At 58.9% G+C, this 22,995-nt stretch carries 16 protein-coding genes; 12 read left to right on the top strand and 4 right to left on the bottom strand.

Features of this window, described 5'->3' with window-relative positions; all coding sequences use genetic code 11:
• Positions 1-74: 74 nt before the first annotated feature.
• The 3 genes from ACYP33_RS34265 to ACYP33_RS34255 all read right to left on the bottom strand — a co-directional run bounded on the left by ACYP33_RS34265 (position 75) and on the right by ACYP33_RS34255 (position 4,686).
• Positions 75-1,499 (bottom strand): mannose-1-phosphate guanylyltransferase/mannose-6-phosphate isomerase, encoded by a 1,425-nt coding sequence (locus ACYP33_RS34265; RefSeq protein WP_459625539.1) that lies wholly within the window; start codon positions 1,497-1,499, stop codon positions 75-77.
• Between the two features lie 107 nt (positions 1,500-1,606).
• Positions 1,607-3,523 (bottom strand): capsular polysaccharide export protein, LipB/KpsS family, encoded by a 1,917-nt coding sequence (locus tag ACYP33_RS34260; protein ID WP_459625538.1) that lies wholly within the window; start codon positions 3,521-3,523, stop codon positions 1,607-1,609.
• Complete coding sequence (locus tag ACYP33_RS34255) at positions 3,520-4,686, bottom strand: glycosyltransferase family 4 protein (RefSeq protein ID WP_459625537.1); 1,167 nt, start codon at positions 4,684-4,686, stop codon at positions 3,520-3,522. The genes ACYP33_RS34260 and ACYP33_RS34255 overlap by 4 nt, the downstream gene beginning before the upstream one ends.
• Before the next feature lie 132 nt (positions 4,687-4,818).
• On the opposite strand from ACYP33_RS34255, the gene ACYP33_RS34250 reads away from it, so the two are divergent.
• The 9 genes from ACYP33_RS34250 to ACYP33_RS34210 all read left to right on the top strand — a co-directional run bounded on the left by ACYP33_RS34250 (position 4,819) and on the right by ACYP33_RS34210 (position 17,391).
• Positions 4,819-5,991 carry a polysaccharide biosynthesis/export family protein gene (locus ACYP33_RS34250; RefSeq protein ID WP_459625536.1) on the top strand — a complete coding sequence of 391 codons (1,173 nt, stop codon included), beginning with the start codon at positions 4,819-4,821 and terminating at the stop codon, positions 5,989-5,991.
• Between the two features lie 165 nt (positions 5,992-6,156).
• A complete protein-coding gene (gene gmd, locus ACYP33_RS34245; RefSeq protein WP_459625535.1) occupies positions 6,157-7,191 on the top strand; it encodes a GDP-mannose 4,6-dehydratase in 1,035 nt (344 codons plus the stop codon).
• Positions 7,192-7,405: 214 nt separating this feature from the next.
• Positions 7,406-9,361: a CgeB family protein gene (locus ACYP33_RS34240; protein ID WP_459625534.1), complete on the top strand. Its 1,956-nt coding sequence runs from the start codon at positions 7,406-7,408 to the stop codon at positions 9,359-9,361.
• Between the two features lie 8 nt (positions 9,362-9,369).
• On the top strand, positions 9,370-10,296 hold the full coding sequence (locus tag ACYP33_RS34235; protein WP_459625533.1) for an NAD-dependent epimerase/dehydratase family protein: 927 nt from the start codon (positions 9,370-9,372) through the stop codon (positions 10,294-10,296).
• Between the two features lie 119 nt (positions 10,297-10,415).
• Positions 10,416-11,729 carry a glycosyltransferase family 4 protein gene (locus tag ACYP33_RS34230; RefSeq protein WP_459625532.1) on the top strand — a complete coding sequence of 438 codons (1,314 nt, stop codon included), beginning with the start codon at positions 10,416-10,418 and terminating at the stop codon, positions 11,727-11,729.
• A gap of 113 nt (positions 11,730-11,842) precedes the next feature.
• Positions 11,843-13,789: a glycosyltransferase family 61 protein gene (locus ACYP33_RS34225; protein WP_459625531.1), complete on the top strand. Its 1,947-nt coding sequence runs from the start codon at positions 11,843-11,845 to the stop codon at positions 13,787-13,789.
• 44 nt (positions 13,790-13,833) lie between these two features.
• The gene (locus ACYP33_RS34220; RefSeq protein ID WP_459625530.1) at positions 13,834-15,939 is read left to right on the top strand and encodes a hypothetical protein; all 2,106 of its coding nucleotides are present in this window, start codon (positions 13,834-13,836) and stop codon (positions 15,937-15,939) included.
• 10 nt (positions 15,940-15,949) lie between these two features.
• Positions 15,950-16,747: an ABC transporter permease gene (locus ACYP33_RS34215; protein WP_459625529.1), complete on the top strand. Its 798-nt coding sequence runs from the start codon at positions 15,950-15,952 to the stop codon at positions 16,745-16,747.
• Positions 16,744-17,391, top strand: coding sequence for an ABC transporter ATP-binding protein (locus ACYP33_RS34210; protein ID WP_459625528.1), 648 nt, complete (start codon positions 16,744-16,746; stop codon positions 17,389-17,391). The genes ACYP33_RS34215 and ACYP33_RS34210 overlap by 4 nt, the downstream gene beginning before the upstream one ends.
• Positions 17,392-17,434: 43 nt before the next feature.
• Here ACYP33_RS34210 and ACYP33_RS34205 read toward each other — a convergent pair whose 3' ends face one another.
• The gene (locus tag ACYP33_RS34205; protein WP_459625527.1) at positions 17,435-19,111 is read right to left on the bottom strand and encodes a hypothetical protein; all 1,677 of its coding nucleotides are present in this window, start codon (positions 19,109-19,111) and stop codon (positions 17,435-17,437) included.
• A 368-nt stretch (positions 19,112-19,479) separates the two neighbouring features.
• Here ACYP33_RS34205 and ACYP33_RS34200 point away from each other — a divergent pair, with 368 nt between their 5' ends.
• Genes ACYP33_RS34200 through ACYP33_RS34190 form a run of 3 tightly spaced genes read left to right on the top strand, consistent with a single transcriptional unit; the run spans position 19,480 to position 22,995 of the window.
• Positions 19,480-20,685, top strand: coding sequence for a capsule biosynthesis protein (locus ACYP33_RS34200; protein ID WP_459625585.1), 1,206 nt, complete (start codon positions 19,480-19,482; stop codon positions 20,683-20,685).
• Positions 20,678-21,469 carry an SDR family NAD(P)-dependent oxidoreductase gene (locus ACYP33_RS34195; RefSeq protein WP_414444021.1) on the top strand — a complete coding sequence of 264 codons (792 nt, stop codon included), beginning with the start codon at positions 20,678-20,680 and terminating at the stop codon, positions 21,467-21,469. The genes ACYP33_RS34200 and ACYP33_RS34195 overlap by 8 nt, the downstream gene beginning before the upstream one ends.
• The gene (locus tag ACYP33_RS34190; RefSeq protein ID WP_459625584.1) at positions 21,466-22,995 is read left to right on the top strand and encodes an LTA synthase family protein; all 1,530 of its coding nucleotides are present in this window, start codon (positions 21,466-21,468) and stop codon (positions 22,993-22,995) included. Before ACYP33_RS34195 ends, ACYP33_RS34190 begins: the two co-directional genes overlap by 4 nt.

The following is a 22,995-nucleotide window of genomic DNA, read 5'->3' as shown; positions in this document are numbered from 1 at the left end:
GGGCGTCCGTGCGGCCCCGGGTTGTGCAGCACGGACGCGCGCGCCGCGAATGCGGCGCGCGCAGGGCGCGATGCTTACTTCGGTGCGCGGCCGTAGGTGTCCTCGAAGCGGACGATGTCGTCCTCGCCGAGGTACGAACCCGATTGCACTTCGATCAGTTCGAGCGGGATCTTGCCCGGGTTGCTGAGACGGTGCGTGGCGCCGAGCGGAATGTAGGTCGACTGGTTTTCCGTCAACATGATTTCCTTGTCGCCGTTGGTGACCAGCGCGGTGCCCTTCACGACGATCCAGTGTTCGGCGCGGTGGTGGTGCATCTGAAGGCTCAGTTGCGCGCCGGGTTTCACGACGATCCGCTTCACCTGGAATCGCTCGCCCTGGTCGATGCCTTCGTAGTCGCCCCACGGGCGAATCACGCGGCGATGCGTGATCGATTCGTGGCGGCCGGAGGCGTTGAGCCATTCGACGATTTTCTTGACGTCCTGGGTCTTGTCGCGGTGGGCGACGAGCACGGCATCGGCGGTTTCGACGATCACGAGGTTGTCGACGCCGATGGCGGCGACCATGCGGTGTTCGGCGCGGACGTAGGTGTTCGTCGTGTCGTGAGAAAACACGTCGCCGATTTGCGTATTGAGCGCGGCGTCGCGTTCGGCGATATCGGCCAGTGCGCTCCAGGAGCCGATGTCGTTCCAACCCAGGTCCGCTGCTTCCACGACGGCGGCACGGTCGGTTTTTTCCATGACGGCATAGTCGATGGAGATGTTCGGGCAGGCACCGAACACTTCGCTATCGAGGCGGACGAAATCCGCATCCTTCTGAGCGGTTTCTAGCGAGCGCTGTGCATTCTGTGCGATTTCCGGCGCGTGACGTTCGAGCTCCTCGATATATGTCGAGGCTTTCAGCATGAACATCCCGCTGTTCCAGTAATAGCGGCCATCCGCGAGGAAGCGAGTGGCGGTTTCCGCGTCCGGTTTCTCTACGAAGGCATCTACGTGATAGACCGGCTTGCCGTCTACAACGGCTTTGCTGCGGCGGATATAGCCGTATCCGGTGTGAGGTTCGGTCGGCGCGATGCCGAACGTGACGAGATGGCGATCTGTCGCGATCGTGGCGGCCTCGAGCGTTGCCTCGATGAAAGCGGCTTCATTCTGGATCACCTGATCCGACGGCAGGACGAGGAGCATGGCATCGGGGGACTCACGGAGTGCCAGCAGTGCCGCGATGGCGATGGCGGGCGCCGTGTTGCGACCCACCGGCTCCAGCACGACGGATAAAGGCGTGACGCCGATCTGGCGCAGCTGTTCCGCGACCAGGAAGCGCTGTTCGTTGTTGGTGACGACGATCGGATTGGTCACGTCCGGGATATGGGTGGCGCGCACCGCCGTTTGTTGAACCAGCGTCGCGTCGCCCACAAGCTTCAGGTATTGCTTGGGGTAGCCGCCGCGCGACATCGGCCAAAGCCGCGTGCCGCTGCCGCCGCACAGAATTACCGGGTAAATCATCGTGTTGCTCCACTTGTTGACGTCGGTGCCAGTCGGTTTCAGTCCAATCGACAATATTAAACACTGGATATGAGTCGAGAGAAGTCAGAAATCTCTCTTTGTATTCTTTATGTCGCGCGTAATCTCCAGAGGAAATGCGCGACGACATTGCGCGTCCATCGACATACCTTGACGAACAGGCGCAGAGGGCCGGAACGAATGGCGGTGAGCGGGCGCGCGGCCGGCTCGGCAAGCTGATTGACGATGGCCTCTGCGCAGGTGAAACGCCCGAGGCGCCAATCCCAATAGATCGGATAGCGTAGCAGGACGCCGGCCACCAGCATGTCAAGTGTCAGCGGGCGTTCGCGCCAGCGTTGCACGAGTGCGTCGGTAGTCAGTCCCCATCCGGCATAGAACGGCAGCCCGTATGTATGTACGGTTTTGCCTCGGAGCAGCGCTTCGAAGCCCGACAGTGACGACAGCGTGTGGACCTCATCAACCGCTTCGATCAGGGAAATCATGTCGGACGAAGCGTCTACGACATCTGCCACGGACGTGTTTCCAATATGGCCGACGCGGTTGCCGGACAAAACGTCCGGGTGCGGCTTGTAGACGATGAAGGCATCGGGTGCGAGTGCGCGCACTTCGGTCAGTAATGCCTGCGTGGTGGTGATGCCTTGTGTACCGAGCCGGATCGATGCATCGTCGGCAACCTGCCCGGACACCAGGATTGCGCGTCGGCCTGCCGGGACTTTCCAGGTGGGCTTGCAGCGACCAAGATTGTATTTCGTCAGACCATATTTTACGATGGCTTGGCGCACATGTGCTGCGCGTAGCAATTCGGCCGGTGTGAATGCGACAGAATTCAGAATGGCCGTCAATTCATTCGGACGGGTCGAGTCGAAATAGATGCCGAGTCGATCGATCACCTGGCTGCACGGTGCCACCATGTCCGATCCAAGCCCAGTCGAATGCAGGAAGCCGTCTTCGATTCTGATGTGACGGGCTGATTCATGCAGTCCAGCGGCCGACCTTCCTCCCCATATTGCGGCGATTTCTGTTGCTTCGATATCCTCAGCATGCGCTACCCAGCGCAGTTTTGCACCCCCGGCCGTCAGGTATGGCGTCGCGAATGGGCGCTTCCACCATTGAAATGCTACGCCTGTCACGACCTGCAAATCTGCGAATCGGTGGGCGATTTCATGCTGAAGTTCGATGAATGTCAGGGCTGCGTCGAGTGTGCCGATGTTGTATGCGATCGGGTCGAGATAGGAGGCTGCGTGCAAAAACACAGCTTCGAACAGCATGTCGATGCTGGGGGCCGCTCGGTGCACCGGTGTGATGAGGTAGTCATGCGTGAGGCCCCATCCGGCATAGTATGGAGTACCGAACACATGGACCGGGACGCCGGCAAGCAGCGCGCCCATCCCTTCCGATGCCGCAACCACATAAAGCTCATCGACCATGGCGAGCACTTCGTGCAGGGAGTGGTCGATACTGAGACGTCTTATGCCATCGGGTAAAGTGCGCTGTTTCGACAGCCAGTTGCCGTTGCCTTCATCCGCTGACGGAAACAGCCAGAAGTCCCCATCGGGGTGTGCGGCTTGTGCAGTGCGCAGCATGGCGTCGAAGGCTGCACGCCGTCGGCGCTGATTGCTATGGGCGTTCGTCAGTGACGTCTGGCGTTCATCGATCAGCACGATGCGCCGACGTGCCGTTACGGCATACCAGTCGTCCGGCAGCGATACGATACGGTGCCGGACGTGCAGGGCATCGGACCGCAAAACGCGTTGCATCAGGGAGACAAGTTCGGGTGATGGGGCGGACGCAACTTCCGTGTCGTGCAGCCGTGACGCCAACGTGCAGGCAAGTGCATCCGCAGCGTTTGTACTGGTTGCACGCACATCGGTAGCGAACCAGGATAGCGGTGCATGTCTGCCGCCTCTGCCCGGCAGAATCGGGCCTGCAAGAATGGCCTTCTGCCCGGACATGTCCTTAATGCGGGCGTGTATCAGGGCTGTTCGATAGCGGGTGTCGCGCTTCATTGGATCAAGGATTCGATGAAGCTGTCGATACGTGCGAAGTGGTCGGCCCAAGTCGGCTCGCGAAAGCTCACGCTCCTGGTCACCTGCGCCTGGCGTTCCGGGCTGTCGCTATGCGCATAACGCAGGATGCGTTGCATCCATGCCGGCCCGTCGAGCGGATCGAGGTAGTCGGGAATGTCGTCGGCGATTTCGTGAAATACTGACAAATCGCTTGCGATCACGGGGATCTGCATTCCGAGTGCTTCGACGAGCGGCATGCCGTAACCCTCGACAAACGACGGAAAAAGCAGGGCTCGGCAGTGCCGAAGCCACGCATGCAGCTGATCGTCGTCGCAGTCGGAAATCTCGATTACGGCATCGCGCAACGGCGCGCACCGCTCAAGCATGTCGACTACGTTCTCGCACTCCCAGCCACGGCGGCCAATGATGACAAGCTTGGGTGCTGCACTGCCCAACTGTTCCACGATGCGTCGCCAGACGTGCAGAATGAACCAATGATTCTTGCGAGGTTCGATCGTTCCGAGCATCACAAAGTAAGGGGTGGCCAGCGGCGCAGTCGGGTTCGTGCTCGAGCGATATCCTGCGGCGAGCGGGGCCACCACGCACGGCGGCATTGGCAGGCCGGCCTGATGTGCTTCGCGCGCAAGCGCGCCATGGGTGTCCTCGGAGTTGGCAATCAGTCCGTCTGCGTTGCGTAGCGCGGTATGAATCCGGCGTCGGTGGCTGACGTCGACGCCTGGGCGGCAGTATTCCGCATGAGTGAGAGGAATCAGGTCGTGAATCATGAACACGGTGCGTATGTTGCGTCGGCGCATCGCCTCGTAATAGCGCGGGTACTCCATGCCGTTGTGGCTGGTATGCAGCAGTACTGCTTGATCAAATTCGACGCGGCGCGGATTCAGGCAGGCACCGATGAGCGCGCGGCGGATCTCCAGCCGGCCTGGGCTGGACGACGAGACAAGATCGAACGCCCGTGAGGAGGCATGCTTCGTCAACACTCGGGAATATCCGCTTTGACTGACGACGGCGTGCGCCCGGGCACGATAGTGCTCAAGGTAGGCGAGTCCGACTCGATCGACTCCGGTAGGCAACAGCCCTGCCGATCGGCGGGTCAGCAAGCGTGAAACATCCAGACAAACATTTAATAGCTTTGCAATATTCATGCGGCATGCAATCTGTTAGGAATGCTGTGCGGAAATGGGGCAGATGTGGGAAATTGCGCCAACTATACGCAAATTTATTCTGCATCGTGAGACAATCGCTGGCCCTTCCTCATGGCTGACCGGATTGTATAAATGGCAAGTGTGAAACGCAGTGTGCGGTTGGCAACGATTGTCGTTGCTTTGATCGGGTTGGGCGCATGTTCTGCTATTCCGACATCTGGCCCCAGCCGCTCGCAGGTCGATTCTGCTGGCGCGAAGGGCAATCCGCAAGGCGTCCAAATTGTTGACGTTACGGACGCCATAGCGCACGCGCTTTATGCCGAACGCAAGCACTCCGACTTCGCGACCGTACTTGGCGACGACCGATCTTTCCGCCAGCAACTCGGCGTGGGTGATTCGGTGGAGATATCGATCTGGGAAGCACCGCCCGCAACGTTGTTCGGTGGTGGCGTGTCTGATAGCAGCGCCGGTAGCGCACCGAGTGGCTCAAAGCCGACCACGCTGCCGCTGCAGGTCATCGACGGTGACGGCAGCATCAACGTCCCGTTCGTGGGTGCTGTAAGGGCGGCAGGGCAAACTCCGGCGCAACTTCAGAAAACCATCGCTTCGCGTCTGAAGAATATCGCGCACGATCCGCAGGTGCTCGTGCGGTTAGCGCATAACGAAACCTCGTACATTACAGTCGTAGGCGATGTATCGAACAGTACGCGCATGCAACTGAGTGCGCGCGGCGAGCGCCTGCTGGATGCATTGGCATCGGCGGGCGGTGTGCGCCAGTCGGTCGACAAGATCACGATCCAGATCACGCGCGGCAACGAGGTGACGTCCTTGCCGCTGCAGTCGATCATTAGGGACCCTCGGCAAAACGTGCCGCTGCGAGCTGGAGACGTAGTGACTGCGCTGTATCAGCCGTACAGTTTCCTTGCGCTGGGTGCCACCGGGAAGAACGAGGAAGTCAATTTCGAGGCACAGGGTATTACGTTGGCTCAGGCGCTCGCTCGCTCCGGCGGTTTGCAGGATTCGCGTTCTGACGCTCAGGGTGTGTTCATCTTCCGGCTTGAGGACGCGAAGGCGCTCGCTTGGCCCGATCAACCTGTTCGCACAACGGCCGATGGCAAGGTGCCCGTCATTTATCGCGTCAACTTACGCGATCCGAATACCTTTTTTGCTGTCCAGAGCTTCATGATGGACAACAAGGACGTGCTGTATGTCTCTAACGCGCCGATTACCGAGATCCAGAAGGTGCTGAATCTGGTCTTCACGGTGGCTTACCCGGTTGTGACAGGGGTTCAGTCGTTCAAGTGATGCGGCGTTCTGCTTCTGTTCTGCGTCGTGATTGCCCGGTGACTCCAGGGCGATTGCGCCCGGTATTTTCGAGTGGGGGCGCACGGCGACAGCGGATACCACGATACACGCAATACCTATAGCAGGAATTGCAGGCGAAATATCTACATTGACTCAAGGGAAAATATGAAGACGGCTGTTATTACCGGTATTACTGGACAGGATGGTGCATATCTTGCGGAATTTTTGCTTGAAAAAGGCTACCGTGTCTATGGCTCATATCGCCGGAACAGTTCGGTCAACTTTTGGCGTATCGAAGAACTGGGTATCCTCAATCATCCGAACCTGAGCCTTGTCGAATACGATCTGACCGATTTGGGTTCGAGCATTCGTCTGCTGCAGAGCACCGAGGCGACCGAGGTATACAACCTCGCGGCCCTGAGCTTCGTCGGTGTTTCGTTCGATCAGCCGCTGACGACGGCCAATATCACCGGGCTGGGTGCTGTCAACTTGCTCGAAGCAATCCGCATCGTCAATCCGAAGATTCGCTTTTATCAAGCAAGCACCTCGGAAATGTTCGGCAAGGTGCAGTCGATTCCGCAGACGGAAGCTACGCCGTTCTATCCGCGCAGTCCGTATGGCGTCGCCAAGCTGTATGCACATTGGATGACGATCAATTACCGCGAGAGCTACGATATTTTTGCGGCCAGCGGCATTCTGTTCAATCACGAATCGCCGTTGCGCGGCCAGGAGTTCGTGACGCGCAAAATCACCGATACGCTGGCGAAGATCCATTTCGGAAAGGCGGATCTGCTCGAACTCGGCAATATGAATGCGTTGCGCGATTGGGGTTACGCCAAGGAATACGTCGATGGCATGTGGCGCATGCTGCAGGCCGAGCAACCTGATACGTACGTGCTGGCAACGAACCGCACCACCGCGGTGCGTGATTTCGTTTCGTTGGCCGCGAAGGCTTGCGATTTCGACCTCGAGTGGAGCGGTGCAGACGAGAACGAGGTTGGCATCGACCGAAAGAGCGGCAAGACGATCGTGCGCGTGAACCCGAAGTTTTATCGCGCGGCCGAGGTTGATCTGCTGATCGGCGATCCGCAGAAAGCCAAGGACGATCTGGGCTGGGAGCCGAAGACGAGCCTGGAGTCGCTGTGTCAGATGATGGTGGAAGCCGATCTGCGACGCAACAAGATCGGGTTTTCATTCTGATTCGAGAGTGGTGATTCTTTCGGCGATTGGTGAGGGTGTCAGATGCATATGATAAGCAACGGGTATCGCTGCCCCTCGCCAGCAAAGCGTTCCAAGCATCGCTGCCAACATATGTGAGATCGCGGTTCGCGATCGCGAGCACGGCGCGTGATCGCTTGCGTCAGCACCATGCCCGCGGAGGACGCGGGGCCGAAAATCGGTTGGTGCGGTTACTGTGGATATTGAAAATATGTCGCTTGTGGAAAGTACGAAGACCATTGCCGTTGTCGATTATTGGCCGACGATCGAGAATGCCGAGACAGAGTGTATTCTGCGCATCAAGTCCGCCTTGCAGGCACTGGGCTGGGCGTGCGTGTCGATCAATCGCCACGGCTATCTTGTCGACGACGCGCTTACACACATCGATGAACTGCAGGTCGAGTTCGTACTTGCCTTGCATTTCGATTCCGCCAAGTCGTGGCGCGCATTTACGTACTATGCCTTATGGAATCCTCTCGATTTCTATTTTCAATGGAATTATCGAGAGAAGTCGGAAAACATACTGTCCAACGACGCTTTCCTGTCGTGTGGATCGAAGGTTGCCGACGATCATGCCCGACGACTGCTCAAGGGTGCCGGCCGTGAGGCGAGTGCCCCGTTCCCGACGCTCTTCCATGCAGTTCACGAGCCGGTTGTCACGCCGGCTGTCGGCCGCGGCAAGCTGTTCTATGTCGGTATCAACTGGGAAGCCTTGAGTGGGCGTGGTGGCCGTCATCATGAACTGATGAAGCTGTTGGACCAGCGGGGCATGCTCGATATCTATGGTCCCGAAATCTTTCAGAATGTCCGCGTCTGGGACGGTTATGCGTCGTATCAGGGTGAAATCCCGTTCGATGGCAAGACGCTGATCACTCGCGTAGCGCAATCCGGTATCGGGCTCGTGCTGTCGTCGGAAGCGCACATTAAATCGGGATTGATGTCGAGTCGACTGTTCGAATGCCTGTCCGCCGGCGTGCCAATTGTCTGTGATCAGAACCGGTTTGCCAGCGACAACTTCGGCGATCTGCTGTTCTATATCGATACTACGCAGCCCGCCACGGCGGTGGCTCGCAGGATCGAGGAGCATGTCACCTGGATTCGCGAGAATCCCGCGCAAGCTATCGAGCGCGCGACAAAAGCCCAGCAGATTTATCTTGAGCGTTTCTCGCTCGTCGAGAATTTCCGGCGTCTTAGCGAGTCTGGCCCGCATCGCGACGTCGTTGCACCCGACACACCGGGGAGCGAGCTCAACACGGTGTTCATCGCCGATGAATGCAATCCGGAGTTCGTGTCGAAGATCCGCGCATTTGCGTTACACATGGCCGGCAAGCAGCGGGTCCATGCTTACGCACTGATTCCCGAGACGAGTTCAGCGGCACGCGTCGATGAGATCACCCAGGCATTCCAGGGTATCGAGATCGTTCGATTCAACCGTAATGCGCAGAATTACATTGAGTCGGCGGAATCCGTTATCGGAAAGCTGACGGGCATCGTGCAATCCTTGTCGAGTGATGCAATCTACCAGGTCGTGCCGCCTTGGGAACGTCCGGTGTGGCCTACGATCGAATCGATGTGGGCGCAACTCGATGCCCAGCCGGAAATGGGTTACATCTCCGGCGGCTTCACGATATTGGAAAATGTCGGCAAGCCGCATGAAGGCCGTGCCACGTTTCTCCGGCTTACGCGGTTGAGCTCCATGCTCGATGCGAGCGCCTATTTCTCCTGTGCGTCTACGCTGTATCGTCATTCGGCTTCGATGGCCGATGTATTCGCAACCTTTGTCTATACGCCGTATTTCTGGCAACGGTTGCTGTCGATCGCCTATCAGCGGTTCGAGAAGGGGTTTGGCGACGTACGTGTCGCCTCCGTTGTGAATCACGAGTATTACATTGTGCACCATCGGGTTTCCAGCCATGAGCAACTGATGCGCGAGTCGGAGTTGATCACGGACGTTCTCGGTATCGAATATGCCGATCGGAACTTGCGCGCCGCTGCCGTGGTGCACGGTCAACTGGTCGAGCCTATGGCTTTCGTAAAGCAGGTGGATCCGGCCGCAGCGCGCGCGTTGCTGGTCAAACTGTACGATTCGGTGAAGATGCCTAAATTCATCTCCGCACCGATCCAATGGCTGTGGAAGAAAAAAGTCATTTAGGACTATCTATGAACAAGTACTTCGTAACAGGTGGTCACGGGCTGGTGGGCTCTGCGGTTTGCCGGCAACTCGAGTTGAATGGTGTGTCGTTCGTCGCACCGCGGCGCGCGGATCTGAACCTGCTCGATCGTGAGGCGGTCGAGCGCTTCATCGCCGACGAACGCCCGACCCATCTGATTCATCTGGCTTCTCAGGTGTTTGGTCTCCAAGGTAACTTGCGCAATCAGTTGTCATCGCTGTCGTTGAATACGCGTATCAACGAAAATCTGCTGGCCGGCCTCGGTGGCAGTTCGGTCAAGAAAGTGTTCTTTGCGGGCACGGTGGCCTCGTATCCATTCCCGTATCTCTCCATTCCCCTGCGCGAAAGCGACATGTTCAAGGGGCAGCCGCATTTCGGAGAGTATGGCTATGCGAATTCGAAAATTCACGCGTTCCATTACTTGGAATTGCTGAAGAAGTACAACGATATCGACTACGTGTACGGCATCTTCACCAACATGTATGGGCCGAACGATCGTTTCGATGTCGAGAACGGGCACGTTGTACCTTCCCTGATTCGCAAAGCAGAGCAGGCCGCTGCCAACGGTACCCCGCTCGACGTGTGGGGGCGGCCCGATACGACGCGTGATTTCATGTATGTCGACGACGCAGCACGAGCCGTTGTGCATTTGCTGGATGCCGCGACGGGGCTGGTCAATATCGCGTCTGGCGTCGAGAGCACGATGGGCGACCTGGCTACGGCCGTGAGCGCGGCCGCCGGCCTTACCACGCCGATCAATTGGCTGTCTGATAAGCCGGTTGGTATTCCGCGTCGCTCTGTCGATATCGCTCGACTCGCGGAAACCGGATTCGTCGTGAACACGAACCTGGACGGGGGCGTTGCCACGACCTACCGCTGGTTCAAGGACAATCTCGCTTCGGCACGACTCAAGTAAGCCCTTCGGTCCAGGCCTGTCTCGTATCGTCGCGCGGATCCAGTTCGTCGGTCGAGGGGCGACTGGTGCGCGAGTCTTATTTCTGGAGCATGGACGTATTGGGTAACGAGAGCAGATCCATGCAGGCCTGTGACGCGATACGATTCAGTGCGCACACGTTTGTGCATCGCTATTTGTTGCGCTGGTTCGACGTATGGTGGGTGCCAGGCGGCGTCGCTGCGACGCGACGCGCCTTGGCGAATGCGATTCGGCGGCCGGCGATATTGCCGCCGCAGCGTCAATTGTTTGTCGACGTATCGATCATTGCCGCCAGCGACGCAGGAACCGGTATTCAACGCGTCGTGCGCTCGATCGCGGAGCATTTGCTGGCCGATCCGCCGGAAGGCATGACGGTGCATCTCGTGCGCGCGACGCGCAAACTGCCGTATCGCTACGCGACGCAGTACCAGCGTCAGTTGACCGGAAAGGCGGTTGATGGGAGCGATGCCGCGGCCGATGACGTGGCGCCGGACGTGCGTCCAGGCGATATTTTTCTCGGACTCGACTTGTGCAGCCGCCCCTTGCCGATGCGGCAGCGTGAGCTACGCCTCTGGCGCAAATCTGGGGCGCGTTGCGCCTTCGTCGTCTATGATCTGCTGCCGCTCGTGCGTCCCGAATGGTTCACGTCGGTGGCATCCCGGTCGTTTCAGCGCTGGCTCGACACGCTTGCAATCCATGGTGATGCCCTATTCTGCATTTCGAATGCGGTCGCCAACGACGTCAGTGCATGGCTGCAGAATCGGATGCATCTCGATCGGGATGAAATTCTGGTCGATTGGTTTCACCTGGGGGCCGATTTTCGGCCAACCGATTGCGTTCCGAGTGCGCCGCGAACCACGCTACTTCCTCGCGCGAGGGAGATCACGACGCCAACAGTTCTGATGGTCGGTACGGTAGAGCCGCGCAAGGGGCATGCCGAAATACTGACGGCCTTCGAGGCGCTCTGGGGCGAGGGTGTCGAGGCACGTTTGGTGATTGCCGGGAAGCAAGGCTGGAAGGTCGATGCGCTGGCCGAGCGGATCAAGGCATTACAGAGCCGCCCGGGTCGGCTGGTCTGGATTAACGATGCAAGCGATGCCGAGCTTACGCAGTGGTATCAAAGCGTGGACGGCGTGATCATGGCGTCCGAAGCCGAAGGCTTCGGCTTGCCGATCGTAGAGGCTGCGTTACGGGATATCCCGTTGCTGCTGCGCGATATTCCGGTGTTCAGGGAAGTAGCGGGCGAGCATGCGCGTTATTTTGGCGGCGCCGGGTCGTCTGGCGTCGTAGACAGCCTGAGGGATTGGCTACGTGAACTCGAAGAGGGTGCTGCGATTCGCAGCAAGGCTATGACGGTGTTGACCTGGCAGCAGAGTGCTGAGCGGTTGGGGCAGTTGATTGCAAAGCTTCGTTGAGACAAGGAATGATCATCGAGCTGCCAACGCGGCCGGCTTCGATGGTGTGACGAGAAAGTTGAAATGGGCCGGCACAATTGTGCTTGCCGAGACGGATTTTGGGGAATGATGGAATGGACAGTTCTTATCTGCTGAACAACTTTCGCGAAGTCGGGACGCAGGACGAGCCTCGCAAGCGGTCCGCGCTCGAATATGCTTATCAGGTCAGTCGTGTTGACTACTCGTTTGATCAGTTCGAGCGCAAGCTGTCCGAGTTCAGCAAATCGTACGTGTTCGGTGGCGAGGCCGACGACTATTACTACACTTCGATGTTGGCCACGTTCGAACAGCATGAAGTCGACTTCGATGCGTTGTTCGCTGCCGTCCTGAACAAGATCGTTCTGCAACTCGAATTCCAAACCCGACATTTTACGTCCGGTCATGGCCCGGAACTGCTGGTTTGCGATGCGCCCAAGAATATGTTCTATGCCGCGATGGCGAACGCAAGTACGTCGGCGGGGGTGGTGCTGGGTGAGCCGTCGCTGCGCATGATGCCGGAGTGGACTTCGAACCTGCCGCATATCGAATACAACTACGACAACATTCACAGTCGTAATTTGAGCGAGCTGACCGTTTTCGCGGAATCACTTCGTCGTAAGGTCGGAGCGCTTGCCGTTTCGTTGCCTGCCGATGTCGAGCGTTTTAACTTGGCAGAGCGTTATGCTCCATTTGCACACTGGGTGGATGAAAACACGACTTATGTGTTTTGTGGCAAGAAAACGGTAGTCGCGAAGTTGAAACAAGAGTTATCGGATCGATATCCCGATGCGGTTTGCCATAGCCTGGATTACGTGTTGAAATCGTCAGCCGCGCATGAGGAAAAGGCGATCTTGGTCGTCGATGGGCTGTCCGTCCTTCCGGACATCGAGATAGTCTGCTTCGATATTCTCGAATGTCGTTTCACCACGGCCGCAGCCAGCGAAAACGATGATTTCCGCAATTTGAGCTTCTCGGAAACAGAGTTTTTCACGCCGATGGAGCCGAAGAAGATCGTGAGTTTTGCGCCGATTTCGTCGGAAAATTCGTTGAAGATGTCGTCGCAGATACAGTTCTGCAACGATGTCGTGACTATCCGCAACGGCTCGATCGCCGCGCAGCGTGGCTCGGTCGATTCCACTTACATCCATTTTGCGGAAAACGGCGAGATCGCGATGGATGCGGGCAACGAGATCGCGCGTACCGAGATGACCGAGCTCTTCCGCAGTGGTACTGATGTCGGCGGTGTCGTTACCTCACATTTGAAGCAGGGCAGAGTGCTCAACGTCGAAGGGCCAGCCATGCCGCTGACGTTTACGCCGGACGTCCATACCTTCTTTTCGCACTTCATTTTGCAGTGCTTCCCACGCATCCTGATCCTGCGCGAATTGGGGATCCCCGATGCCAAGATTATCGTGCCGCACAATCTGCGAGCGAAGCAACTGGCCATGCTTCGGCTCGCCGGTATTGCCGACGATCGGATCGTGAAGATGCCCCCCAACGTGATCGTCAAGGCCGATGAACTGATCGTGCCACGTGCTTGGCCGCTCGCGATGTCAAGCCTGACGATTCAGATCTATGAGGAACTGCTGGGCCGCGTCGTGAAGACGCGCCGGCGTCCCATGAAGAATTTGCTGATCAGTCGCGAAAGCCGCCGAACTTGGCGCAACATGATCAACTATGATTCGGTCCGCAGAATCCTGACCGATCGCTATCATTTTGAAGAAGTGAAGCCCGAGAAGCTCAGCATCGAGGAGGAGATCGACCTGTTCAACCAGTCGAAGGTCCTGGTCGGTGCCGAGGGGGCGGGCATGTACGCATCGGTGTTCTCACAGGAGAACTCGCACGTTGTCAGCATTTGCGACGAGGACTACATGATGCCGATCTTGGGCACTATCGGACGGCTGCGCGGATTCAATCTATACCATGTGTTTGGAGAGAGCTTCCGATCGACCCGCGACATGGGGCGGCGCTTGCCCTATGGTCATTGCGATTTCACGGTCAATCCCCTGGATGTGGCGGAATTGATGGAACAGTTGATTTGAATACTCGCGACAAACTGTTTTGAATAACTGCCAAGGTAACTACTGTGACGACTAGTAATACGGAAAAACGCTCCGATGCCGCTGCGCAGCCCACGCGCATCCTTTTTGTCGGAGAGGTGCAGGCCCTTGGCATGTATCGCCACTTTCAGCAAGTGTTCGGTGCTGCAGGTGCTGATGTCTCGCATGTTCACTTTGTCGATACCAACGACGACAAGTGCCTGGATGCGGTCAATGCACTTGTCGGCTCGGCTGCGCACGTTGTGTTGCAGATCAACCCGAATCGGCTTGCTGTCTGCACGTCGATCTCGGATTATCTGAAGGGGCGCGATGGCATTTCGGTCCTCAAGGTGCCGATGTTGTTGTGCTCAAGCCTTTGGCCAAACGATTGTTACGACAGCGCGCTGCAAGGGTCGGGTTTGTCGATCGCCGGCACGCGTGGTGATTCGCGGCTCAAGGCACTCGTTGAATCCGATGATGTGTCGGAAGACGAAGTATTCGAATACATTGGTGGAGAAGGGCTGAACGAGGCGGAAGTCGAGGAAGCCTTCGAGTTCGACAAAAATCAATGGTCCTTGCTGCAAAGCGAGTGCGGTTGGAGTTTCTACGACTATCTGATCGAGAAATTCTCGACCGTGAAACTGTTTAATTCGCACACGTTGCCCGCCAATGCGTCGCTGCAGTTGTTGGTCGAGAAGATCGAATCTTTCCTCACACTCAACGACAAGTATCGCTCGGAGTCGCGTCGTCTGATGTCGTCAGACGAAATATTGCAACCCGATACCCCGATCCATCCGCGTATCGGTACGATCCTGAATCTGACCTGGGTATCCGAAAGCAAGAAGTATCAGATCTACGGCAGACGGATGGATTACCGGCGTTGGGTTACCGATTACGCGAAATTCTATGCGCCCATGCTTGAATTTCCGCGCAGCCGATTTTCCGATCGGTCAACTGAACTCAATGCGGAAAATGTCACGCGCGCTGGAGAGCGGACCGCCTCGGGTAACCGGGCCGCGAGCGAACTGCACACTTCCGGCGATCGGTCGCTGCAGGGGTTGATTGCCCGCACTGACCGCTTGTTCATACTGTGTGTGATCGTCCCGTTCGTGTTGTCCGCGCTTTATTTCGGCCTTATCGCTTCGGATGTCTATGTTTCTCAGTCGTCTTTCATCATCCGCACGCCAAGCAAAAGCAATCAGTCGAGCGGCTTTGTTGGCCAGTTACTGCAGACTACCGGCATCTCGCGCGCATCGGATGATACCTATGCGGTCAACAACTACCTGACTTCACGCGACGCATTGGTGTCCCTGAACGTCGGCTCCCGCTACGAACAGGCGTATAGCGGTTCGAAGGCCGATATCTTGAGTCGCTTCGGTCTGTTGCCGCAGCAGCGCACCTTTGAAGACCTGTTCAAGTATTTCCAGAATCACGCTGAAGTGCAGTTTGATTCGGATACCGGAATTTCGACACTGGAGATTAATGCGTTTTCGGCACCGGAAGCCAAGCGTGTGAACGAGGCACTGCTGGAGTTGGGCGAGCAGCGGATCAATCAGATGAACGATCGGGCTCAACAGGATCTGGTGACCTATGCGCAGCGTGAAGTGGTGCTGGCCGAAACGAACCTGAAGCAGGCATCGACTGCGCTATCGCGTTACCGTGACAAGCAGGCCGTATTCGACCCGAATCTGCAGTCGTCGATGATTCTCCAGGGTATTAGCAAACTGCAGGGAGAATTGGTCGCGAGCAAGATCCAACTGGCGCAGCTCAAGGCGGTGTCCCCCAGCAATCCGCAGATCGGTGCGCTCAACGTCAAGATCAAAACCCTGGAAGAGCAGGTGGACGCTGCTTCGCGCAACGTGACGAACGGTCAGGCGTCGCTGGCATTCAAGAGCCCGGCCTACGAGCGCCTGGAACTCGACAAGCAGTTCGCCGACAAACAGCTCGCGGCCGCAGTGACGGCGCTCGAAACGGCGCGCAGTGATGCGCAACGTCAGCATCTGTATCTTGAGCGCATTTCTCAGCCGAACGAGCCCGACAAGGCGCTGCTGCCGCGTCGCGGCAGAACGGTCCTGGCGATTCTCGCCATTGGATTCATTGTCTGGTGCACGTTGAAGCTGCTGATTGCGAGCATCAAAGAGCACCGTGACTGAGGCGGTCAAATTGAATACTCATTTTCGGGAGTTTTCCGATTCGCTGAAAATTCAGGGGCGCGTGTTGTACGCGCTCCTGATGAGAGAGATCATCACGCGCTACGGCCGGCACAATATCGGTTTCGCCTGGTTGTTCGCCGAGCCGATGTTGTTCTCCATCGGCGTCGTGATTCTATGGAACGTCGCTCACAACGAAGGGACGAGCCACCACATCAGCGCGATTGCGTACTCGCTGACCGGCTATTCGACCATTCTTGTGTGGCGGAACACGATCGGGCGATGCGTGATGGCGGTGGAGCCCAACGCGTCTCTGCTCTATCACCGCAACGTGCGCGTCATCGATTTCTTTCTCGCACGAATCCTGCTCGAATTACTGGGCACGACGATGTCGATGATCATTCTGTTCATCTTCTTCATGTCGATCGGGCTGATTCCATTGCCGCATGATGTAATGAGCATGCTTATCGGCTGGGTACTGTTGTGCTGGTATGCGGCGGCCATGGGGCTCTTGGTAGGTGGGCTGGTGGAGTTCAGCGAGGTTGTCGAGCGTTTGTGGCATCCGATTGCCTACTTCCAGCTGCCTGTGTCGGGTGCGTTGGTGATGGCGGCGTGGTTGCCGGAATCGGCCCGCAATATCGTGCAGAAATTTCCCGTCGCGAATTGCGTCGAGTTGTTTCGGCATGGCTACTACGGCAACGAGATTCGTACCTACTACGATATTACTTACGTAGTCCTTTGTAATCTCGTGCTGACCTGCTTGGGGTTATTTGTCGTGTCGGCGGCTGCGCGCCGGGTGGAGCCTGAATGATCGAGCTTGATAACGTGCAGAAGTATTATTCGACGCGAAATGGTCAACGGCTGGTTCTCGATGGAATCAACCTGACGATTCGCCCAGGCGAGCGCATCGGTATTTTGGGGCGCAATGGAGCCGGCAAGTCGACCATCATCCGTTTGATCAGCGGCTCGGAACTGCCAAGCTCCGGGAATATTACTCGCAGCATGAGCGTGTCCTGGCCGTTAGCATTTTCGGGTGGCTTCCAGGGTAGTCTCACCGGTATCGACAACCTGCGATTCGTGTGCCGGATCTACAAGACTTCGTTTGAAAAAGCGCTGCCGTTCGTGGAGGAATTTTCTGAGCTTGGCGAATATCTGCGCGAACCGGTCAAGAAATATTCGAGTGGTATGCGTGCACGTCTTGGCTTTGCCATTTCGATGGCGATCGAGTTCGATTGCTTTCTGATCGACGAAGTGATTGCCGTGGGCGACCGGCGCTTTCATGAAAAATGCAGCTATGAGTTGTTCGAGAAGCGTAAGGATCGCGCGATGATCCTGGTTTCGCACGACGCGGTAACCGTGCGTGAGTATTGCGACCGTGCCTGCGTTCTCGAAGGCGGACGGCTGCATCACTTCGACGATATTGGCGACGCTTACGACTTCTACAACCATCTGTGACCCTGCCCGATACCCGGCACCGTTGGCGGAGCCGGGCATCATGTCATTGGGGCCACCATGTCCAGGTTGGCGGAGACGAGTAAGTGATGCGCAGTATGTCGCCTGGCGCAATGGGAAAGGGCGCGATGGCGGGACCACTGGCGAGTCGATGCCCGTTCAGCTCGATTGCGCTGACCTTGCCGCCCTGGATCGACACCAGGGCGCGTTCGCCGAGCGGATTGCGCAAAGGTGTATTTGAGGTGGGCATCTGCGGTGTGACGATCGCGCGATCACCGTTGTAGCCGGGGCTGTCCGTGATTTGGTTGCTGCTGATTCCGGCATTGGTGATGCCGTTGGTCGGTGCCTGGTTGCCGCCCAGATCGACGCTGCCGACCGTGACGTGGCGGGAGGCCGGATCAATCTCGATTCCATAAGCCTGATTACCGGTGCCGCGGCCGTAGCTGTCGCCGCCGGAGCGTCCGCCGAAAACCCTGATACCCGATGCGTTTGGGCCGATTACGATGCCGCTGCCCTGGCTCATTTTGAGAAAGCTGTTGCCGAATACATTGGGCGACGCCAGGTTGATGTTCTGACCGCCAGCCATGTAGATGCCGTGCCTGCGCCAGCCGCTGACTTGCGCAGGCGACAGCGTTGCATTGATCACTGCTTGTGGGTAAGCATTGCCGCGATCGGTGCCGTCGATCAGGATTCCGTCCAACCCCGATCCCGACTGCCCCTTGATCGTTGCATAGATTGTCAGTTGCCCGATGTATTGAGAGCCGTTGCCGGACGGCCCCCCCACCCACACGCCAGCTCGGCCCGCGCCATCGATATAGCCGCCCGGTGCGAGCGTGGGTTCGAGTATCAGCTTGTTGTCGGTGCCCTGCTCGATGTGCACATTGTCCACTACCGATTGGCCGACGTAGTAGGTGCCGTCGAGCGTGACATGCTCGCCCGCCGAGATAACGATGCCGTATTTCCAGCCTTGCATGAGCGGGCCATTGATATACGGGCTCGTGATTTCGACCTCGGTGGGTAGGTCGACCGCACCGACGCCAGCCCGGTAGCCGTCCGCCTCACTCAACGCGCGCAGTGATATCGCGGTGTCTGAATTGCGTGTCGGGTCGGCGGCCGGCTCGTAGTTGCCAGGTGCGATGATCTGGTCCAGCTTGACGCCTTGACCGCCGTACAGGACCAGGCCGTAGGCGCCATTCGTAAACGAGGCGCGAATCGTCGATTGCAGCGGAGATAGCAAGATCAGATGCGGCCGGCTCTTCGGCGTCGCATTGGTATGGAAAAAGCCGATATCGAGGATATCGTTGCCGACCAATGCGGTAACCGGGTTGGTCCCCACGATCAGGTCGACGATGTCGGTGCGAGTGACGATAACCGTGGCCGACTTGCCGGCCCCGCGCAGCCGCACGTGGGGGTGCGCTTCGTGAAGCGTCGAGGTGATCAGATAGATGCCGGCGGGCATATCACATGTGCCGCCCATTGCTTTCATCGACTGGAAATCGATGCAGGCCTGTATGGCGTGTGCGACGTCGATGGAGGCTTTGCCCGACCTGACGTCGGCGATTTGTGCCGGTGTCATGAAGTCGAATACGCTGATGGTGTCCGACAATTTGTCGGCAAGCGGGCGCGCGACGCTGCTGGGGGCCTGCAATCGGAACGTCGCTGCCGTCGCAGCGATGGCTTGCGTTTCGGCAAGCGCGGGCGGCTCGTGCATGAGGCCCAACATGAGGCCCAACGTGAGGCCCGTCAGGCCGGCACGAGACAGCCAGCACCGAGGCTGTCGTGTCGTGCGATCTCGCATCGGTCGCCGGATGTCGTTTCTCATGTCGTTGCGAGGTGAAGTGGAAATGAGTCAGACTCCCGCTCGGAGAGGAACGTTCTGCGCGTGTTGCAAGTTCGCTCCCGCCTCGGATCGAGCCGTGTGCTAAAGGCGAAGCTGAAATCCCCGTTGATATAAGTTTGGTATGTCACATTCGTAGTGCTATATTTGCGGATCATTTCCGGTAGAGGGTCGACCGGCGACGCAATGTCGAAGGCCGCGATCAGGGTTTGCTGAGCCAGGCTTATTTTCAGGTTAATTCGTCCCCTCCATACATGCCTCGCTCGTTTCTTGTGCTGCAAGGCACGGCATCGCTGTTTTTTAGTCGGCTGTCCGATGCACTTCGTGCACGCGGCAATACGGTACATCGAGTCAATTTCTGTGGTGGCGACTGGGCCTATGATCGCCGGAGCGGCAGCAGCTGTTACTCGGGCGAACTGAGTGCTTTGCCGGGTTGGTACGCCGAATTCATCCGTCGTGAAGGCATCACCGATGTGCTGATGTTCGGCGATTGCCGTGAAATCCATCGGCATATCCATCCCATATCAGAAGCGCAGCATCTGCGCGTTCACGTGTTCGAGGAAGGTTACATCCGCCCGCATTGGATCACGCTCGAGAGGCATGGCGTCAACGGTCGTTCGCTGATGCCGACGGACGCGGACGAGTATTTGCGACAGCGCGAGCAGATTCCTCCCGCCCCGCCCGGCCAGCCCACCGGCTACAACCTATATGAGCGCGTTTTTCACGACATCGCCTATCGCCTCGCGAATGCATGCCTGGCCTGGCGGTTTCCGCATTACCGTAGCCATCGGCCGCGTAACGGATTGCTCGAATACACGGGGCTGGCAGTGCGTGCCCTGCTGCAGCGTGGGCATCGTCGTCGGGCCGAGTTGGTTACGCGAACCGTGCTGGCGCAGACCAATCCTTACTATCTGTTTCCACTGCAACTGAATTCCGATGCGCAGATTGTCGTGCATTCGCCGTTCGAGGGTGTGCGCGAAGCGATCGAGCATGTTATTCGTTCGTTTGCCGCCGCTGCTCCGCGCGACGCGACGCTGGTGATCAAGAATCACCCGCTCGATACGGGGCTGATCGAATATAGGCATTTCGCGTTGTCGCTGGCGTGTACGCTCGGCGTCGACGCACGCGTGCATTTCATCGATTCGGGCCATCTGCCCACGCTGCTCGAGCACGCGCGCGGCGTGGTTGTGGTCAACAGCACGGTGGGTCTGTCGGCCCTACATCACGAACGCCCATTAGTGGCGCTTGGTAGTGCGATCTATAATATTCCCGGCCTGACTTGGCAAGGCACGCTCGACGATTTCTGGTTGTGCGACGAGCGCCCCAACATGACCCTCTACCACGCGTTTCTCGACTACGTGATGCACCACACGCAGATCAACGGCGATTTCTACACGCGCACCGGCATCGCAATGGCGGTGGCGGGCGCGGTCGACCGTCTGGACCGCGCGGATGCCTGAGCCGTTGGTTCGTCACGTCGCGATCACCGGCGCGAGCGCGGGCCTGGGCCGCGCGCTCGCGCTCGATTACGCCGCGCCGGGCATGATGCTCGGCATCGTGGGCCGCAATCCCGCCGAACTCGAATCCACGGCCGCTGCCTGCCGCGCACGCGGCGCCACGGTCGAAACCGGCATCCTCGACGTGCGCGACGCAGCCGCTACCGCCGCCTGGCTGACCGCCTTCGACGAACAACACCCGATCGACCTGCTGATCGCCAACGCAGGCGTGGCCAGCACGATCGCGCACGCGAACGACTGGGAAGATCTGGCGCGCACCGCCCGCGTGATCGACACCAACCTCTACGGCGCCCTGCACACGGTGCTGCCCGTGATCGACCGCATGCGCGTGCGCAAGCGCGGCCGCATCGCGATGGTCAGCTCGATCGCGGCGCTGCGCGGCATGGCGATCTCGCCGGCTTATTGCGCGAGCAAGGCGGCGGTCAAGGCCTACGCCGATTCGGTGCGCCCGTTGCTCAAGCGCGACGGCGTGCGCGTCACGGTGATCCTGCCCGGCTTCGTGAAAACGGCCATGAGCGACGTGTTCCCCGGCGAGAAGCCGTTCCTCTGGAGCGCGGAGCGAGCGGCGGCCTACATCCGCCGCCGGCTCGACGCGGGCCGCAGCGAGATCGCGTTCCCGGCGCTGCTGACGCTCGGCATGCGCCTGCTGCCGCTGCTGCCGGTCGCGCTGGCCGATGCGATCCTCGATCGCCTGTCGTACCTGCCCGCCGAGGACGCTCCACGGTGAGCGGCCACCTGATCCCGACGCTGGCGGCGGCCGTGGCGCTGTCGTTCGCGCTCGACGCGATCGCCGTGCCGCGCGCGCCGCTGCGCCGGCCGCCGCTGTCTTTGGCGCTTCACATTCTTTCCGTACTCTTTCTCGCCGACCTGGCGCTCGCGCTGACTTCGCGGCCGATTTTCTCGGCGTTCGTGGCGCTGGCGCTCGTCGGCCTGGTGGCGGCCGTCAGCAATGCGAAGTATGAATCGCTGCGCGAGCCGTTCGTCTTCACGGATCTCAGCCTGTTCAGCCAGTTGTTCTCGCACCCACGGCTGTATTTGCCGTTTCTCAGCGTCGGCAAGGTCATCGCGATCGGGGTGGGCATCGTGCTCGTGATCGCGGGCTTCATCGCCGAGCCGCCGGCGGCGCACGGCTCGGCGGCGTTCGCCTGGCTCGCGGTGGCGCTGCCGTTCGCGCTGGCGCTGGGGATCGCCGCGCGCCTGCCGCTCACGCTCGACCCGAACGCCGACCAGCGCCGCCACGGCTTCTTCGCGGTGTTCGTCGCCTATTTGCTGAACGGTCTGCGGCCGGCCACGTTCCGGCGCTTCCGCGAGGTCATGGCGCGTGCGCCGTTCGCGGCCGGCGAGCCGGCGCGGCGCCCCGACGTGATCGTGATCCAGAGCGAATCGTTCTTCGACGCACGGCGCCTGGGCGACGAGATCGAACCGGGCCTGCTGCCGCATTTCGACGCAGCGCGCCGCGAAGCGGTCTGGCACGGCGAGATGGCGGTGCCGGCATGGGGCGCGAACACGATGCGCACGGAATTTGCGGTGCTCACCGGCACTGAATCGGCCTCGCTCAATTACGCGCGCTTCTATCCTTACGCTTTCGTCAGGCACAAGCTCGCCTCGCTGGCGGCCTGGTTCGGCCGTGGCGGCTACGACACGGTCGCGATCCATCCCTATTACGCGGATTTCTTCGGCCGCAACCGCGTGTTCCCGCTGCTGGGTTTCGAGCGGTTCCTCGACATCGGTCACTTCACCGCGGCGCCACGCGCCGGCCCGTACGTGTCGGACGCGGCCGTGGCCGACGCGATCCTGGACGAACTGGCGCTGCCGCACGAGCGGGCGCGTTTCGTGTTCGCGATGACGATGGAGAATCACGGCCCGCTGCACCTGGAAACTGTTCTGCCTGGCGAAGCCGCTTCACGGCATACTCTCGGCGACGGTTCCGCATGGCGGGATTTGACCGCCTATTTGCGACATATTGAAAATGCAGATGCAATGATCGGCCGCCTGCTGGATCATCTGCGTTCGAGCGACAGAGAGACGGTCGTCTGTTTCTACGGCGATCACGTTCCGGCCCTTTCCAGGGTTTTCGACCGTCTGGGCGCAAGTCCGGAACACAGTGACTATTTCATCTGGCGAAATTTCGGGCCAGATATTCCCGAACGTCGGGACGTGCGGGCCGCCGAACTGGGCGGCTTGTTGCTGCAAGCGACACAGCTGGGGCGGAGTCGCGTGGACGAGTCGCGAGCATCAGAGAAAACGACATAA

Source organism: Burkholderia sp. 3C (assembly GCF_054589155.1).
Note: the sequence above shows the minus strand (reverse complement) of the source record. Positions and strands in the feature narration are given on the sequence as shown.

Coding starts and splice junctions, on each gene's coding strand:
- ACYP33_RS34195 (WP_414444021.1), top strand. CDS start 20,678: ATGCCTGAGCCGTTGGTTCGTCACGTCGCGATCACCGGCGCGAGCGCG.
- ACYP33_RS34200 (WP_459625585.1), top strand. CDS start 19,480: ATGCCTCGCTCGTTTCTTGTGCTGCAAGGCACGGCATCGCTGTTTTTT.
- ACYP33_RS34265 (WP_459625539.1), bottom strand. CDS start 1,499: ATGATTTACCCGGTAATTCTGTGCGGCGGCAGCGGCACGCGGCTTTGG.
- ACYP33_RS34250 (WP_459625536.1), top strand. CDS start 4,819: ATGGCAAGTGTGAAACGCAGTGTGCGGTTGGCAACGATTGTCGTTGCT.
- ACYP33_RS34255 (WP_459625537.1), bottom strand. CDS start 4,686: ATGAATATTGCAAAGCTATTAAATGTTTGTCTGGATGTTTCACGCTTG.
- ACYP33_RS34205 (WP_459625527.1), bottom strand. CDS start 19,111: ATGTTGGGCCTCATGCACGAGCCGCCCGCGCTTGCCGAAACGCAAGCC.
- ACYP33_RS34210 (WP_459625528.1), top strand. CDS start 16,744: ATGATCGAGCTTGATAACGTGCAGAAGTATTATTCGACGCGAAATGGT.
- ACYP33_RS34260 (WP_459625538.1), bottom strand. CDS start 3,523: ATGAAGCGCGACACCCGCTATCGAACAGCCCTGATACACGCCCGCATT.
- gmd (WP_459625535.1), top strand. CDS start 6,157: ATGAAGACGGCTGTTATTACCGGTATTACTGGACAGGATGGTGCATAT.
- ACYP33_RS34225 (WP_459625531.1), top strand. CDS start 11,843: ATGGACAGTTCTTATCTGCTGAACAACTTTCGCGAAGTCGGGACGCAG.
- ACYP33_RS34230 (WP_459625532.1), top strand. CDS start 10,416: ATGCAGGCCTGTGACGCGATACGATTCAGTGCGCACACGTTTGTGCAT.
- ACYP33_RS34235 (WP_459625533.1), top strand. CDS start 9,370: ATGAACAAGTACTTCGTAACAGGTGGTCACGGGCTGGTGGGCTCTGCG.